Annotated in this window: 12 protein-coding genes; 3 read left to right on the plus strand and 9 right to left on the minus strand. The window is 70.6% G+C overall.

The window, feature by feature from the left end:
• Window positions 1-69 precede the first annotated feature (69 nt).
• The 7 genes from M3U25_RS13585 to M3U25_RS13615 all read right to left on the minus strand — a co-directional run bounded on the left by M3U25_RS13585 (window position 70) and on the right by M3U25_RS13615 (window position 10,095).
• Window positions 70-2,826: a TonB-dependent receptor gene (locus tag M3U25_RS13585; protein ID WP_355502016.1), complete on the minus strand. Its 2,757-nt coding sequence runs from the start codon at window positions 2,824-2,826 to the stop codon at window positions 70-72.
• Window positions 2,827-2,885: 59 nt separating this feature from the next.
• Window positions 2,886-3,881, minus strand: a complete 996-nt coding sequence (locus M3U25_RS13590) for a FecR domain-containing protein (RefSeq protein ID WP_355502013.1) — start codon at window positions 3,879-3,881, stop codon at window positions 2,886-2,888.
• Window positions 3,871-4,365, minus strand: coding sequence for a sigma-70 family RNA polymerase sigma factor (locus M3U25_RS13595; RefSeq protein ID WP_355502010.1), 495 nt, complete (start codon window positions 4,363-4,365; stop codon window positions 3,871-3,873). The genes M3U25_RS13590 and M3U25_RS13595 overlap by 11 nt, the downstream gene beginning before the upstream one ends.
• Window positions 4,366-4,585: 220 nt before the next feature.
• On the minus strand, window positions 4,586-5,368 hold the full coding sequence (locus tag M3U25_RS13600; RefSeq protein WP_355502007.1) for a TorF family putative porin: 783 nt from the start codon (window positions 5,366-5,368) through the stop codon (window positions 4,586-4,588).
• The gene (locus M3U25_RS13605) at window positions 5,365-7,908 is read right to left on the minus strand and encodes a methyl-accepting chemotaxis protein (RefSeq protein WP_355502004.1); all 2,544 of its coding nucleotides are present in this window, start codon (window positions 7,906-7,908) and stop codon (window positions 5,365-5,367) included. The genes M3U25_RS13600 and M3U25_RS13605 overlap by 4 nt, the downstream gene beginning before the upstream one ends.
• Window positions 7,909-8,423: 515 nt before the next feature.
• Window positions 8,424-8,981, minus strand: coding sequence for a DUF3228 family protein (locus M3U25_RS13610; RefSeq protein ID WP_160948087.1), 558 nt, complete (start codon window positions 8,979-8,981; stop codon window positions 8,424-8,426).
• A 193-nt stretch (window positions 8,982-9,174) separates the two neighbouring features.
• Window positions 9,175-10,095: a M14 family metallocarboxypeptidase gene (locus M3U25_RS13615; protein ID WP_242160681.1), complete on the minus strand. Its 921-nt coding sequence runs from the start codon at window positions 10,093-10,095 to the stop codon at window positions 9,175-9,177.
• A 332-nt stretch (window positions 10,096-10,427) separates the two neighbouring features.
• On the opposite strand from M3U25_RS13615, the gene M3U25_RS13620 reads away from it, so the two are divergent.
• The 3 genes from M3U25_RS13620 (at window position 10,428) to M3U25_RS13630 (ending at window position 13,769) form a co-directional block, all read left to right on the plus strand.
• Window positions 10,428-11,798: an alpha-amylase family protein gene (locus tag M3U25_RS13620; protein ID WP_242081846.1), complete on the plus strand. Its 1,371-nt coding sequence runs from the start codon at window positions 10,428-10,430 to the stop codon at window positions 11,796-11,798.
• 362 nt (window positions 11,799-12,160) lie between these two features.
• Window positions 12,161-13,003, plus strand: a complete 843-nt coding sequence (gene metF, locus M3U25_RS13625) for a methylenetetrahydrofolate reductase [NAD(P)H] (RefSeq protein WP_242160680.1) — start codon at window positions 12,161-12,163, stop codon at window positions 13,001-13,003.
• Between the two features lie 160 nt (window positions 13,004-13,163).
• The gene (locus tag M3U25_RS13630) at window positions 13,164-13,769 is read left to right on the plus strand and encodes a DUF4124 domain-containing protein (RefSeq protein ID WP_355501999.1); all 606 of its coding nucleotides are present in this window, start codon (window positions 13,164-13,166) and stop codon (window positions 13,767-13,769) included.
• Window positions 13,770-13,984: 215 nt separating this feature from the next.
• Here the strand turns inward: M3U25_RS13630 and M3U25_RS13635 are convergent, their stop codons facing one another.
• Together M3U25_RS13635 and M3U25_RS13640 are read right to left on the minus strand one after the other, a co-directional pair.
• A complete protein-coding gene (locus tag M3U25_RS13635; protein ID WP_355501996.1) occupies window positions 13,985-14,947 on the minus strand; it encodes a Nudix family hydrolase in 963 nt (320 codons plus the stop codon).
• Window positions 14,948-15,220: 273 nt separating this feature from the next.
• Entirely contained in the window at window positions 15,221-15,595 is a 375-nt protein-coding gene (locus M3U25_RS13640; RefSeq protein WP_355501993.1) for a glyoxalase, read from the minus strand.
• Window positions 15,596-15,654 lie beyond the last annotated feature (59 nt).

A 15,654-nucleotide genomic window follows, 5' to 3' on the forward strand; every position in this document is an offset into this window, starting at 1 on the left:
GCCTGCGCCGGCCGCGCGCCGCCCCCTGCGGCGCAACGGCCGGCGCCCGCGCCTGCACGCTCTCGCGCATCAGAAGCGGTAGCCGGCTTCCAGCCAATAGCTGCGCCCGGCTTCGTAGTAGGCGGAACTGCCGGCGCCGACGATGGGGTTGGCCCGGTTGAGCACGTTCATCGCCTCCAGCCGCGCGTAGACCTGTTGCGCGCGCGGCAGCTCGACGCTGTATTCCAGAGTGGTATCGAGGCTGAAGGAGCGCGGATAGACCACGTCGGCATAGACGTCGAGGGTCTGTCCCTGGTAGTCGGCGCTGCCGCGCTGCAGGATGTTGCGGAAGCCGGCGCGGTAGCGCAGGAAATTGCTCCACAGCAGTTCGCCGGGTCCCAGCGCACGCCGGGTCTGCGTGGACAGGCGTGCGTTCCACCGGCGCGCGAAGTCGGTGGCCGGCAGGTCGTACAGCCACGTCGGCTGTCCCTTGTACAGCACCAGCGCGTCCGCGGCGTCGTTCCAGCTCGACTGGTAATCGGAGTAGTTGCGCCGGCTGTCGGTGTAGTCGAACGCGAACTGCGCCTGCGTGGTGCTGCCGCCCCACACCAGCGGCGCCTGCGGCGCCACGCTCAGGGTATAGACCGCGCTGCGGCTGCGGCCCTTGTTGACATACTCGTAGACGTTCGTGGCGTAGGCGCCGCTGGCATCGTTGCTGCGGACCGACTGTCGCAGCACTTCGTCGCGGTTGTCGCGGTTGACGTACTTCAGGCCGATCTCCATGCCTGCCCAGCGCTGGTCCACGCCCACCGTCCATTCGTCGGTATGGGGAATGTCGACGTCGGCCAGGCGGTTGCTGGAGCCGCCGCTGGTGCCGGTGACGCTGTCCCAGGCGGTGCGGCTGCTGCTGCGGGTCTTGGTCAGGCCCAGGCGCTCGCGCCCTTCGCGCAGCAGATAGCTGAAGAAGTTGCGCCCGTAGTAGCGGTTGAGGCCGGCACTGAGCACCGTCGCGCGGTCGCCGCGCAGGTCCCACGAGGCGGCCAGGCGCGGCGCCAGCGTGGCCCTGTCCCAGATATCGTCCTGGTCCAGGCGCAGGCCCGGACGCAGGCTGAGGTCGCCGATGCGGATGTCGTCCTGCAGCCACGCCGCCCATTCGTCGCCGCTGACCGCGAACTCGCCCGCGCGGTAGATCGTCAGGCGCCGGAAATACTGTCCGCGGCCGGCGATCAGCGTGCCGGACGTGGCCGCCACCGGCGACAGCGAACAGCTGTCGCTGTCCACGCGCCCGTCGGCGGTGGTGCAACTGGTCGTGGCGTAGGGTTGCAGGTAGGAGAGGTGGTCGTTGAGGCGGGCGTAGTTCGCCTTGCGCCGCTGGTAGGACACGCCGGCCTGCAGTTCGTGGCGGGTCGCGCCCCAGGCGAAGGCTTCGCGGTCGAGCTGGAGCTGGTAGCCGAGCTTGCGATCGTGCTGGTCGACGTTGCCCCAGCTGCCCTCGAAACTGCTGTTGTTGACGCCCCAGTCGTAGGCTGCCGACTTCGCCCAGGCCTTCCAGTAGTTCACCTGGCTGCGCCGCGAGCTCTCCAGGTCGCTGTAGCTGAGCGTGTTGCGCAAACGCCAGGCGCCGTGCTCGGCATTGACACGCAGGCTCAGCACCGGGCCGCCGGACTTCAGGTCGAACCAGGCGTTGTTGGCGTTCTGGATGAAGTAGCGGTCGTCGCTGGGCGCATAGGCGAGGCTGGCGCCAAGCTCCAGGCCGCTCTGGCCGCGCCAGTCCGCGGCCAGGGTGACCGCGCTGTTCTGGCGCGTTTGCGTCTTGCGGTTGCTGTCGCTGCTGCTGAGGTTGCCGGCGGTGTAGCCGCGCAGCGGAATCTCCGAGCGCGTGCGCACCAGCGTGCCGACCAGGCCGAGGCCGGACGCGGTCCGCCCCTCCAGGCGCAGGCCGAACTTGGCTTTGTCGTAGCGCGGCTGGTAGGACGCGCTGGCCGACTGCGCGAAGCTCTGCTCCTGGCCCGTCGGCACGATGATCTCGTCCCAGGCCGAACGCGCCATCCGCCACCAGAGCTTGCCGCGCAGCGCATCGCCGGCCTTGCGGGTCTGCGCATCGACCACGCCGCCGGTGAAGTTGCCGAAGGCCGCCGGTACGTTGCTGTCGTAGACGGTCACGCTCTCCAGCAGATCGGTGTCCACCGCCACGCCTTGGGAGTGGCTGGGCACGTCGGCGAAGTGGTTGGGGTTGTCGAAGGTCGGATCGATGTCGTTGTTGAAGCTCACCCCGTCCAGCAGGAACAGGTTCTGGTAGAACGGCGCGCCGTTGATGCTGATGTCGGCGGGACGGATCTCGCCCATGTTGCGCGAACTGCGCGCGGTCTCGCTGAACTGCACGGCCGGATCGATCCGCAGCAGCGTGGCGATGTCGCCGTCGCCCTTAGGCGCGCCCTCGAGGTAAGCCTGGTCCAGCGCCATTCCCTCCGAGTACGGAAACGTCCGCTGCGCGCCGATGCGCAGCGGCGCGAACGGCAGCGCCGCGGTGCCGGCCGGGGCCGGCACCAGGGTATAGCTGCCATCGGCGCGTGCGATCAGGCGCAGCCCCGATCCCGCCAGCAGGCGCTCCAGGCCCTCGCGATCGTCCACCTGCCCGTGCAGCGGCGGCGCCTGCCGGCCCTCGGTCAGCGCGGGATCGAACGCCAGCGCGATGCCGCGCTGCCCGGCGAAGGTGCTCAGGGCACTGCCGAGCGGACCGGCCGGCAGATCGACCGGGGCGCTGTGCGCGTGGGCGAGGGACGGTGGCACAGCGGCAAGGGCGACGGCCAGCAGGCTGGCGCGGAAGGGACGTGGGAGGCGACGCATGGGCGATGGACTCGACGAAGAAGGATTCGCAGCCTTGCCACGCGAGTCGCGAAAAAGTGTCAGCGCGGTTGCGTAGGCACGCGCTCGCGCGGCGCCAGCGTGGTCCACCAGCCATCCGCCTGCCGCCGCACGCGCACCGGATAGGTCGCTTCCAGCAGCGCCAGGCTGCGCTCGGGATCGTCCACCGGGAACGCGCCGGACACCCGCAGCCCGGCGATCGCCGGATCGCAGCGCAGCACGCCGCGGCGGTAGCGGCCCAGTTCGCGCAACAGCTCCGCCAGCGGCCACGCATCGGCGACCAGCATGCCGCGCGTCCAGGCGGCGGCTCCCGGCGCGATGGCCCGCAGCGCGCCGCAGTGGCGGCGATCGAAACGCAGCGCCTGCCCGGCCGGCACCCGGCAAGGACGCGCCGCCGCGCCCGGCTGCGCCAGCACCGCGCCCTCCAGCACCGCCACGCGCGTGCCGCCGGCATCGGCGCGCACCTCGAAGCGCGTGCCCAGCGCCTGCAGCGCGCCATCGGCGGTGGTCACCCGGAATGCGCGGGCGGGGCGCTGCGGGTCGGCCGCGGTCGTCACCAGGATCCTTCCATGACGCAGGCGCAGCAGGCGCTGCTGCGCGCCGAAGGCCACCTGCAGCGCGGTGTCCGTGTCCAGCTCGAGCAGGCTCGCATCGTCCAGGCGCAGCCGCCGGCGTTCGCCGACCGCCGTCTGCAGCGTCGCGCCGGCCGGCGACCGACCCAGCCACTGCCAGCCCAGCCACGCGCCGGGCGCCAGCAGCAGCAACGCGCCCACCGACTTGATCGCCGCGCGGCGCCCGCCACGCGATGGGCGGTCCAGCACCGGCCGCGCCAGCGCCGCCGGCACCGCTGCGATCAGGTCATGCAGGCGCTCCACGCGCGCCCAGGCACGCGCGTGATCAGGGTGCTGCGCACGCCAGCGCGCGCATGCGGCGTGCTCGGCCTCGCCGGCCGCGTCGTCGCCGAGCCGGACCAGCCACTCCACCGCCTGCTCCAGGACACGCGGATCCAGCCCCGCGTCCGCCGGCTCAGGGCGCATGCAGCAGGCAACCGAGCAGGGCGCGCTTCATGTGCCGCTTGACCGTGCTGAGCGACACCCCCAGCCGGCTGGCGATCTCGGCGTAACCGAGCCCGTCGAACTGCGACAGCAGGAACACCCGGCGCGCCTGCGCGGGCAGGCCGTCGAGCATCGCATCGATCGCCTCCAGCGCCTCGCGCACCAGCGCCTGCTGTTCGGCCGACGGCATCGCTGACTCCGGCAGCGCCGCCAGCCGTTGCAGATAGGCGCGTTCCAAGGATTGCCGCCGGCACCAGTTGGCCATCACGCCCTTGGCGACCGTGGTCAGATAGGCGCGCGGCTCGTGCAGGCAAGCAAGGTCGCGTCCGCTGAGCAGGCGCGCGAAGGTGTCCTGCGCCAGATCGGCGGCGACGTCGCGGCAGCCCAGGCGCCCGGCAAGCCAGCGCTGCAGCCAGGGCTGATGATCACGGTAGAGCTGACCGAGCGAATCCCGATGGAGAAGCATGCGACCCCCGAGCGAAGCGGCATGGGGCCGCTTCGACGCGCGTGGCTCGCCCCCAACAAAAGAAAACGATTCTTATTTACTTTAGCGACCGGCGTCAATGCCTGGCGGCGTGGTCCGGCGTCGGCCTCGTCCATGCGCAGCGCATGGCGCGGAGGGCGATCGCACCAAGGGCTTCGGAAGCGTCGGCGCACGCCGCTGCCGGCGACGGGAGTGGCGTGCGCTACAGGGTGAAACTGCGCTTGATGGTGAACGCCCAGGCGCCGTCGATCGGGTTGGAGACATGTACCCGGCCATCCCCATCCGCCACGCCCGTGGTGTAGCGGCGATAGACGCCGGCGCTGTTCCAGGCGCGTGCGTAGCTCACGCCGAACTCGGTGCCGCGCCAGGTGCGGCTCAGGCCCACGCGCGCGTCGGTCCAGCCGTAGTCGGCAAAGTTGCGTACGTGCTGGTGGCCGGCATGCACGCTCACCTGCCAGTCCGAGGCCAGCGGCAGCGTGGCGTCCAAGGCCAGATAGCCGGAGCCGCGCGAGTGCCGGCCCTGGCCGACGCCCAGCGTGGCGCTGTTGTAGCCGAAGTAGTCGCGCGTCCAGGTACTGGCGTAGGACAGCTCGAGCGTGCGCCAATGCGCGGCGACGATCGCCTCGCCGTAGTCGTAGCGGGTGCCGCTGGCGCTCATGCGCGCGCCGGGATAAGCGTAGTGGTACACGCCGGCGCGCCAGCCCCAGTCGCCGTGGCTGGCCGCGTAGCCGGCGTACACGTCCCACTCCACGTGCCCGCCTTCGATGAAGTACGGGCTCACTCCCGAGGCCCAGGTCCCGGCGTACCAGCCGCTGTCCGCGGCCAGGTCCAGCCCGCCCTGCAGCACCGGCCGGCCCCAGCTCTGCTCGAATCCGCGCGAGACGTAGTTCGAGGTCGCCGCCAGATTGGCGCTGGCGGTCCCGGCCCAGGCCGGCGCGACGACGCCCAGCGCCAGCAGCAGCGCAGCGCTGCGCACCGCCCTCACGACACCCGCTCCAGCCGTGCCCGAACCGGTGTGGCCTGGCCGCCCGACGTGGGCGCCGCGAGCTTGAACAGCGCCACTGCGCGCTGCAGTTCCCCGGCCTGATCCTCCATCGCCCGCGCCGCCGCCGTGGCTTCCTCGACCAGCGCGGCGTTCTGCTGGGTCACCTCGTCCATCTGCACGATGGTCTTGCCCACCTGTTCGATGCCGGCGCTCTGTTCCTGCGACGCGGCGGCGATCTCGCTCATGATGTCGGTGACCCGGCGCACGCTGGCCACCACCTCGCGCATGGTGTCGCCGGCGCCGTTGACCAGCGCGGTGCCGTCGTCGATCTTCCCGACCGAGGCGTCGATCAGGCCCTTGATCTCGTGCGCCGCGGTCGCCGACCGCTGCGCCAGCGCGCGCACCTCGCTCGCCACCACCGCGAAGCCGCGGCCCTGCTCGCCGGCGCGCGCCGCCTCCACCGCCGCATTGAGCGCCAGGATATTGGTCTGGAAGGCGATGCCATCGATCACGCTGATGATCTCGGCCATCTTCTTCGAGGCCGCGGCAATGCCGGACATGGTCTCCACCACCTGCTCGACCACGGTGCCGCCGCGCGAGGCCACGCCGGCGGTGTCCTGCGCCAGGCGGTTGGCCTGGTGCGCATGCTCGGCGTTCTGCTTCACCGTGGAGGTCAGTTCCTCCATCGAGGCCGCGGTTTCTTCCAGGTTGGCGGCTTGTTGCTCGGTGCGGCGCGACAGGTCGTCGTTGCCGGCCGCAATTTCGCCGGCGGCGGTGTTGATCGCGGTGGTGGCCTGCTGGATGCGGCCGACGATGCCGGTCAACTGCTCCACGGTGGCATTGGCGTCGTCGCGCATCTGCGCGAACACGCCATGGAATTCGCCGTGCATGCGCGCAGTGAGGTCGCCCTGGGCCACGGCACGCAGCAGCGCCGACAAGGCCGAGAGGTTGCCTTCGGTCAGTTCCATCAGGCGGTTCAGCCCGACCACCATGCCGCGGAAGTCGTACTGGAAGCGCTCGGCGTCGCCGCGCCGGGAGAAATCGCCGGAGGCCGCGGCCTGCGCCAGTTCGGTGATGGCCTGGTTGATCGCCTGCAGGCTGCGCTTGGTGGTGCGCATCGCCTCGGTGATCGCCGCCTTCTCGCCCGGCAGCGCCTCCATGTCCACCTGCATGTTGCCGATCGCGTACTGCGACATCACCTCGACCAGGCGCCGCTGCACGTCCACGTGCGCGGCGACCAGCGCGTTGGTGTCGTGGACCATGCGCCCGTACTCGCCGGGGAAGCGCGCGGCGTCCATCCGGTAGCTCATCTCGCCCGCGTCATGGCGCTGCGCCATCTCCGCCTGCGCCTGCATCACCGACTGCAGCTGCGTCTGCATGCTGCCCATCGCGTCCAGCAACTGCCCCAGCTCGTCGTCGCGACGGTGGCGGACCTGGCTGTCCAGGCATCCGGCGGCGACCGCGGAGGACACGCGCACCGCCTCGGCCAACGGATCGAGCACCTGCCGGCGCAGCAGCAGGTACAGCGCGCCGCTCAGCATCAGCGCCGAGAGCAGGCCGACCGCGGCGATGGTCCACAGCAACGCACGCGCCTTGGCCATCACCAGCGCGTACGGCACCGAGATGCCTAGCGCGAACGCCTGTGGCGCAGCGCCGATCTTCAGCGGCACGAACACGTTCAACGCATCCTCGCCGTCGGCGCGACGATGGTCGAACACCACCTGGCCCTTGGCCACGCGCGCGAGCATGTCCTTGCTCCAGGCATCGTTGCGGGTCTTGCCGACCTGCTGCGGATCGCGGCTGGCCATCACCATGCCCAACGGCGACAGCAGGCTGGCGTGGCCCTCGCCCATCGGCCGCAACGCGGCGATGCGCTGCTGCAGCGTATCGAGGGTGAAGTCGACGGTGACCACGCCCAGGAAGCGGCCGTTCTCCAGGATCGGCGTGGCCAGCGTGGTCATCAGCGTGTCCTTGCCGGCCACCGGGTAGTAGTACGGCTCGATCACCACCGGCTTGTGCGTGTTGCGCGCCAGCAGGTACCAGTCGCCGTCGCCGGGCTTCTCGTAATCGCGCAGCGCCTCGCGCACCAGCTTGCCGTTCTGCCGCGACCACCAGGTCATGTAGCGGCCGGTGGCGTCGTGCCCCTCGGCACCGACGAACGCCTTGTCGTTGCCGTCGAACGCATCCGGCTCCCACATGGTGCTGATGCCCAGCCACTGCGGATGCGCATCGAGTTGGCTGCGCAACACCGCGGTGGCGGTGGCACGCGACAGGCCGCCGGCAGCGTGCTGCACACGGAAGCTGTTGGCCAGCGCCTCGCTGGCATCGAAGGCCACGCCGATCTCGCGCGAGACGCGCTGCGCTTCCAGTTGCGCCAGGTTCTCGATGCTGGTGCGCGAGGTCGACAGCAACGCATCGCTGCTGCGCCAGTAGATGATCATCGCGGTCAGGCCGAAGCAGGCCAGCGCGAGCAGGCCGGTACCCAGCATCAGGCGTTTGGCGACGCTGCCGCGACGGCGATGCGGCGACGGAGTGGACATGACGGCTTCCTTGGCAGGGGGAGGGAATGCGGTCGCGGAGAACGCGCCGCGCAGCACAACCCACCGCGGCGCACGGCGCGAGCGCGCGTGTCCGTTGCCGATGACCTGCTGCCCGGGACGCCTTCCCCACCGGCCACGACGCGTCGCCGGAAATCGCTTCCCAGCACTGCTGCGTATGGCCCACCCTCTCGCTATCGTCCTGCCGTGCGCAAACTTGATGGCCATCCCGTGCTGGCCGGATGAACGGACATGGCTCCGCCGTGAAAGTGGTCAATAGCGCGCTGTTTACTCTTGCGCGCGTGCGCCAGTGAACAGGCATGCACACTGATGCAGCACGGCGTTGCCGGCTTCGGCAAGGTACAAGACGCAGGACCACAGACGTAACAGCGCATGGAGCCGCCGCAGGCAAGCGGCGATCACACCTGCGCTGTGACCGGCGCAAGCATCATCGTCGCGCACTCATCGATGCATGCGTGCAACCTGCTCGCTGCGCGCAGATGGCGCGCGCATAGCGCTTACGGCCGCCAGTTGGCGTTGTGCTCCCAGAACGCCACGCTGCGCCGGTAGGCGTCGCGATCCAGCGCCACGCCGGAGCCGCCCTCCTCCACGCCCAGCGCATTGCGCAGCATGGTGATCGGCGCCATCGGAATCTCCTGCGGCTCAGCGGTGTACAGGCAACCAACCACGCCCCAGTCGGCCTCGATCGGCGCCCCCTCGTGCGCGAGTTGCTCGCGGCTGTAGAGGATCGGCAGCAGATAGGCGGCCACCGGCGGCTCGACGCCTTCGAACCAGCGCACCAGCACCGGCAGTTCCTCGCGGCTGCGTGCCTCGTAGCCGGAGCGCAGCAGGCGCCGGTTGGCGTCGGTGATCGGCACGGTCAGGCAGCGCGTCGAGGTCCAGTTGCGATGCACGTGCAACTTGCAGAACGGCGCGTAGCCGTCCAGCACCTGCAGCGGCGCGTGCGTGTTGAGATGCTGCTCGAACTGCTCCGGCGTGCAGTCCTGGATCGCGTTGCGGCGGCCGTCGCGCGGAAATAGGCGGGTGCGGGCGAACGGCGTGAGGACGATGGACATGGCGTGCATGGCGAACGAGGGCGGACAAGCGTAGCGCGCGGCCGGGACCATGCCCACCACTGCCACCGTCACCGCGCCGGCAACCCTCGGCATCGAGCGCCCCCGTAGAAGCGGCTTCAGCCGCGACCAGGCCTTCCCGGGAACGCCGGTCGCGGCTGAAGCCGCTTCTACGGAGCGTGCAGCCGGCTTGCGCCTACGGATGCGCCAGGGCGTAGTCGATCGCCGCGCGCACCGCCGCCACCTGCGCGGCATTGCACTGCTGCGGCGTGGCGCTGGCGCTGTCCGGGTACACCTCGGTGGTGGTGGTGTAGCGCGCGTCGGTGATGCCCGCGCACAGGCCCAGCCGCTTCACCGGGTAGTTGATGACCCCCGGCGCCGCCAGCGGCGTGCCGATCAATGTGCCGGCGGCGTCGGCCGGCGCGATGTGGGTGACCTGCGCCACCGCGGCCAGCACCGCCTGCTGGAAGGCCGGCTGCGGATTCTCGCTGTCGCCGACCAGGTAGAAGCCGTCGGGAATGCCGCCCGGTTCGTATGCGATGCCATCGCGCGCGGCCAGCGCCGGGCGGAACTCGGACTCGTCGCTGTCGGTGGTCTCGTGCAGGTCGATGTGCATGCGCACCCGATCGCGCAACGGCGCGACCAGACGCAGCAGCGCCGCCGATTCCTGCGCCGGGCTGTCGGCGCGGAACGAACGGTTGGGATCGATCGCATCGGCGTTCCAGCGGTGGATGCGCTCGTACGCCCAGGGGCTCACGCACGGCGCCAGCAGCACGTTGGCGCGGCCGGCGTAGTCCTGCGCGTGCTGCTGCGCGAACTGCAGCGCGCCGTGCACGCCGCTGGTCTCGTAGCCATGCACGCCACCGGTGACCAGCATGCACGGCAGCGCGTCGTCCCAACCGCGGCTGCGCAGCGCCAGCAACGGATAGCGCTCCTGCGCGTACGCCAACTGCCCGTACTCGACCACGTCCCAGTGCCCGCGCAGGTCTTCGATGGCAGCGACCACTTCGTCCTGGTAGCTACGCCGGCGCGGCTGCCCGGCCAGCCAGGCCGCCTTCTCGGCGGCGCCCCAGGGCACGCCGGGGGTTCCGATCGGATAGAAGGCTGCGCTGGTCATGGTGCGGCTCCGCGTCGACAGGTGAGGGCGGCGACTGTAGCAAAGCACATGGGCCGCGATGCGACATGTGCCAAGAATGCAGCGCGCACGGTGCTCCCACGCGGAAGCGGATGCCGATCCCGCTTTCTTGCGCTGTCGCCATGAATACGTATGTAGCGCACGCATGTTGCGCCGCGATGCGCGCTTAGCATCCTCCCGCCGCACGCCTGCCCCGCGGCGACGTCACGCCCTGTCCTGCAGGCGCCTTGCCTGCGCCCACGCACCGAGGAGATCGAACGATGCGCGTTCCATCCGCTGCAAATCGTCTGCTACGCCTGCACCGCTGGCGCAGCCTGCTGGTCGGCCTGCTGCTGTTCCTGGCCACCGCCAGCGCCCAAGCCGACGTCATCCTGCATGCGTTCAACTGGCCCTATGCCACCGTGGAAGCGCGCGCCGCGCAGATCGCCGCCGCCGGCTACCGCAAAGTGCTGGTGGCGCCGGCCTACCGCTCGCAGGGCGACGCCTGGTGGGCGCGCTACCAGCCGCAGGACATGCGCCTGATCGACAACCCGCTCGGCGACACCGATGCCTTCGCCAGCATGGTGCAGGCGCTGAAGGCAGTGGGCGTGGAGACCTATGCCGACGTGGTGCTCAACCACATGGCCAACGAAGCGGCCACGCGCTCGGACCTGAACTACCCGGGCAGCGCGGTGCTCGGCCAGTACGCCGCCAATCCGCAGCGCTATGCTGCGCTGCGGCTGTTCGGCGACCTCTCGCAGAATTTCCTCAGCGCCAGCGATTTCGGCCCGGCGCAGTGCATCACCAACTACAACGATCCCTACCAGGTGCGCACCTACCGCATCTGCGGCGGCGGCAGCGATCCCGGCCTGCCGGATCTGGTCGGCAACGACTGGGTGGTGCAGCAGCAGCGCAACTACCTGCTGGCCTTGAAGGCGCTGGGCGTCACCGGTTTCCGCATCGACGCGGCCAAGCACATGACCTTCGACCATCTGAACAAGGTGCTCGATGCACAGGTCCGCTCCGGCGTGCTGGTGTTCGGCGAAGTGATCACCGGTGGCGGCAGCGGCAACTCCGACTACGACCAGTTCCTGGCGCCGTATCTGCAGGCCACCCCGCACGCGGCCTACGACTTCCCGCTGTTCAACTCGGTGCGCAATGCCTTCGCCTACGGCGGCAGCATGGACCTGCTGGTCGATCCGGGCGCCTACGGCCAGGCACTGCCGGGCGCGCGCGCGGTGACCTTCGCCATCACCCACGACATCCCCAACAACGCCGGGTTCCGCTACGCGATCATGGACCCGGTCGACGAGACCCTGGCCTACGCCTACCTGCTCGGCCGCGACGGCGGCGTGCCGATGGTGTACTCGGACAACAACGAGAGCGGCGACAACCGCTGGGTCAACGCCTACCAGCGCGACGACCTCAAGCGCATGGTCGGCTTCCACAACGCCGCGCAGGGCCGCGACATGCAGGTGCTGGCGCACGGCGCCTGCTACCTGCTGTTCCGCCGCGGCGACCTGGGCATCGTCGGCATCAACAAGTGCGGCACCACCGTCACCGCCGCGGTGCCGATGAACGGCAGCGTGCTGCGCTGGAACGTCGACTACACCGATGCCCTGGGCTCCGGCAGCGTGGTGCGCATCTCCAGCGGCAGCTACACCTTCAGCCTGCCGCCGCGGCAGGCGCGGATGTGGAAGCGCTGAGCGTCCGCATCCGGCCGATGCGCCCGCGCGGGCGCGTCGGCCTAGGGCGTGTCGCCAATTCGCGAGTATTGCCGCGTTGGGTCTGGCAGGCCCGCGGCGGCGTTGCACGGCGCAGTGCCTGACTGGCCGTCAGGTCAAGCCGCGCGGCGCCGGCCGCGCGCCTGCCATGCCCAACCCGAAGCGCCGCGATTGCGCGCGTCATGGCCGCGTCGTCGTGGCCCGGCATGCTCGTGGATTAGTGACACGCCCTATCCGGCGACGGCAGCGCGACGCCGGCCGCGACCATTCCCAATCACCCGCAATCTTGCACATCCATCCGGATGAAGAGATATACTGACCGCACCGCCCGCTGCGTTGCGCCCATGACCGCCATCAGCTTCGAGTTCTATCCGCCCAAGACCGACGAGCAGCGCGCGCAGCTCGACCGCACCGCTGCGCGGCTGAAGGCCTACGCTCCGGAATACGTCTCCTGCACCTTCGGCGCCGGCGGCTCGACCCTCAGCTACACCTCCGAGACCGTGCGCCACCTCAAGCAGCACCACCGCTTCGAGGCCGCCCCGCACCTGTCCTGCGTGGGTGGCAGCCGCGAGGAGATCCGCGAACTGCTCAAGCTGTACCGCGCGATCGGCTGCCGCCGCCTGGTCGCGCTGCGCGGCGACCTGCCCTCCGGCATGGGCCACCCCGGCGACCTGCGCTATGCCGCCGACCTGATCGCCTTCATCCGCGCCGAGCACGGCGATGCCTTCCACCTGGAAGTGGGCGCGTATCCGGAGACGCATCCGCAGGCCAACGACGCGCTCAGCGACCTGCGCCACTTCAAGGCCAAGGTCGACGCCGGCGCCGATGCCGCCATCACCCAGTATTTCTACAACGCCGACGCCTACTTCCACTTCGTCGACGCGGTGCGCAAGCTCGGCGTGCAGATCCCGATCGTGCCCGGCATCATGCCGATCTCCAACTTCAGCCAGCTGCGGCGCTTCTCCGAACAGTGCGGCGCGGAAATCCCGCGCTGGATCGGCAAGCGCATGCAGGCCTACGGCGACGATGCCGAGGCCATCCGCGAGTTCGGCGCCGACGTGGTCGCCACGTTGTGCCAACGCCTGATCGACGGCGGCGCGCCCGGGCTGCATTTCTACACCCTCAACCTGGCCAAGCCGACCACCAGCGTCCTGGCGCGCCTGCGCGGCGCCATCGACGCCGGCTGAGCGGCGCGGTCGCTGCCGCTCGGGATTGGGGATTGGGGATTGGGGATTCGCCAAAGCGGGGCCGCGTGCCGCTGTTGCCAATCCCGAATCCCGAATCACCAATCCCGGCGTCACCACCCATTCGCTCCGCGGTCACGCCGGCTGCGGCTACCCTGCGCCGATGCGCGCTCTTCCGCCGATGCTGCTGCTCCTGTGCCTCTGCGTGTTCGCCACGCCCGCCGCGGCGCAGCGGGTGAACCGCTGCAGCGGCCCCGACGGCACCACCGTGTTCAGCGATCGGCGCTGCGAGGACGTCGGCGCGATCGACCGGCTGCCGCCACCGGCCGCACCCGGCAACGTCGATGGCAGCGCCCGCGCCCTGGCGCCGCCGCAGTGCGTGCGCCGGCTCAGCGTATTGGCGCAGCAGATCCGCACCGCGGTGGAAACCCGCGACGTCAACCGGCTGTCGGCGCTGTACTGGTGGAACGGCGTCTCCGACGCCGGCGCGCAGCGCGTGCTCGACCGGCTGGACGCGATCGTGCGCCGCCCCCTGGTCGCGATCGTGCCGGTGTTGCCGGGCGACTCGGCAGAGAACGCCAACACTACGCCCGCCGCGACGGTGGCCGTGCCGATGCCGGGCACGCCGGACAGCGACGGCACCGGAGGCCCTCCGCGGGCGCACGCGACCGGGCTGCGCCTGCAGCAGACCCTGAGCGGTAGCATCACCCCGGCGTCCACCGTGCTGGGGCTGCGCCGGCAGTACGACTGCTTCTGGATCAGTTTCTGAGGAGCCGGGATTGGGGATTGGGGATTGGGGATTCGCGACGGCGGCTCCCTATACGCACCACCCCACCCTCGCGCAGGAGCGGCGCCAGCCTCGTCGGAGGATCACTGTGGGAGGGACGTCAGTCCCGACGCATTGCGCCATGGACAGCGCCCCCCTTCGCGCGTCACGGCTGCATGACAGTCGACTCCTGCGGGAAGCGGTTGCTGCCGCCCGACTCACGCCACATCGGCCGCCAACGGCCATAGCCCGCGGATCGCGGCGATGCCCTGGCCGCCATGGCGGCGCGCCTCGGCCACCTGGGTCGGCGCCAGGCCGCCGATCGGATAGATCGGCAGGGCAACCTGCTCGCGCAGGCGCTCGAACGCCTCCCAACCCAACGGTGCGGCGCCAGGATGGCTGGCGGTGGCGGCCAGCGGCCCGACCACCGCGAAATCGCAGCCAATGCGCTGCGCCACCTGCAACTCTTCGAGGCTGTGGCAGGACGCCGCCACGGGCTGTCCGGCAGGCAACGGACGCGCCTGCCACTGCGGCAGCTGCTCCGCGCCCAGGTGCACGCCCACGCCCAGGTCCTGCGCCAGCGCCACGTCACGATTGACCAGCACCTGTGCGCCACGCGCCGCGCACAGCGTCGCCGCGGCCCGCGCCAGCGGCAGCCACTGCTCGGCCGGCGTGCGCCGCGCGCGCAACTGCACGCGGCGCACGCCGGCGTCCAGCGCGCGCTCCAGCGCCGCCAACCACGGGCCCGGTTCGGTCGGCTCCGGGGTCACCAGGTAGCAAGCGGGTTGGCGCAGCATCGCCACCACCGGCTGGTCGGCCGGCGGCATCGCGTAGCGGCCCAGCTTGTCGGCGCTCACCCAAGTCAGCGCCTGGCCCTCGCGGCCGCGCGGCGTGCCCTTCCACGCCGACACCTGGCGCACTTCCAGGCGCAGGCGCTTGTCCGGGTAGCGCTGCGGCACTTCCATCAGCCAGTCGCCGACCACGGCCTCGATCCCCAGTTCCTCCTGCAGCTCGCGCACCAGCGCCTGCTCCGAGGTCTCGCCGGGCTCGCGCTTGCCACCGGGGAATTCCCACAGGCCGGCCAGGTCGCGGCCCTCGGTGCGGCGGGTCAGCAGGATACGGCCGCGCGCATCGGTGATGACGCCGGCAACGACATGAATGGATCTGAGCGGTTCGGACATGGCGCAAGCTTGCCGTTTCCGGCAGCGCCAACGCAATCAACCGGGGTTACATCGGTGCCGACTCGGCGTCGGAGCGCGGCGACCGCATCGGCGGGTATGCCCGCAATGTCGATGCGCGGCGCGGCAGTACGCCTGACGCAGGGACCTGCCAGACCGTCATCGGACACGGCACGCGTGCGCCCCGATCCGCATGCCACGCTGCGTGGCGCGCCGCCCACGGCGCTGCCGCGGCATGCATCGCGAGGCTGCTGCGTTTCTGCGTCCGACCGCCGCTCAGGCGTCCAGGCCGTGACCGATGCGCCACAGCACGCCGCTGGGGTCGTGCAGGGTGAAGTCGCGCATGCCCCAGGGCCGGGCCTCGGGATCGCCCAGGCGCGCACCATAATGGCCGGCCAGATCGGCCGCATGCAGCCGCCGCCACCAGGCATCGGCGTCCTCCACCCACAGATGCAGCACCAGGTTCTGCGCCAGGCCTGCGTGATAGAAATCCTGCAGCAGGAACGCGCAACGGTCGCCGTGGCGGAAGCAGAGCAGGCCGTCGCCGAGCGGCTCGGGCGCAAATCCCAGCGCCGCGTAGAACCGCGCCGACAGCGCGACATCGCGCGCCGGCACGAACACATTCAGTTCCAGGCTGGCGGACAGCTGCATGGCAGGCCTCGAGAGGCAATGGCGAGATCGGCCACCCTACGCGCCGCAGGCGCGATGCG

Source organism: Xanthomonas sp. PPL134 (genome assembly GCF_040595915.1).
In the GTDB taxonomy this organism is placed as follows: Bacteria; Pseudomonadota; Gammaproteobacteria; order Xanthomonadales; family Xanthomonadaceae; genus Xanthomonas_A; species Xanthomonas_A indica.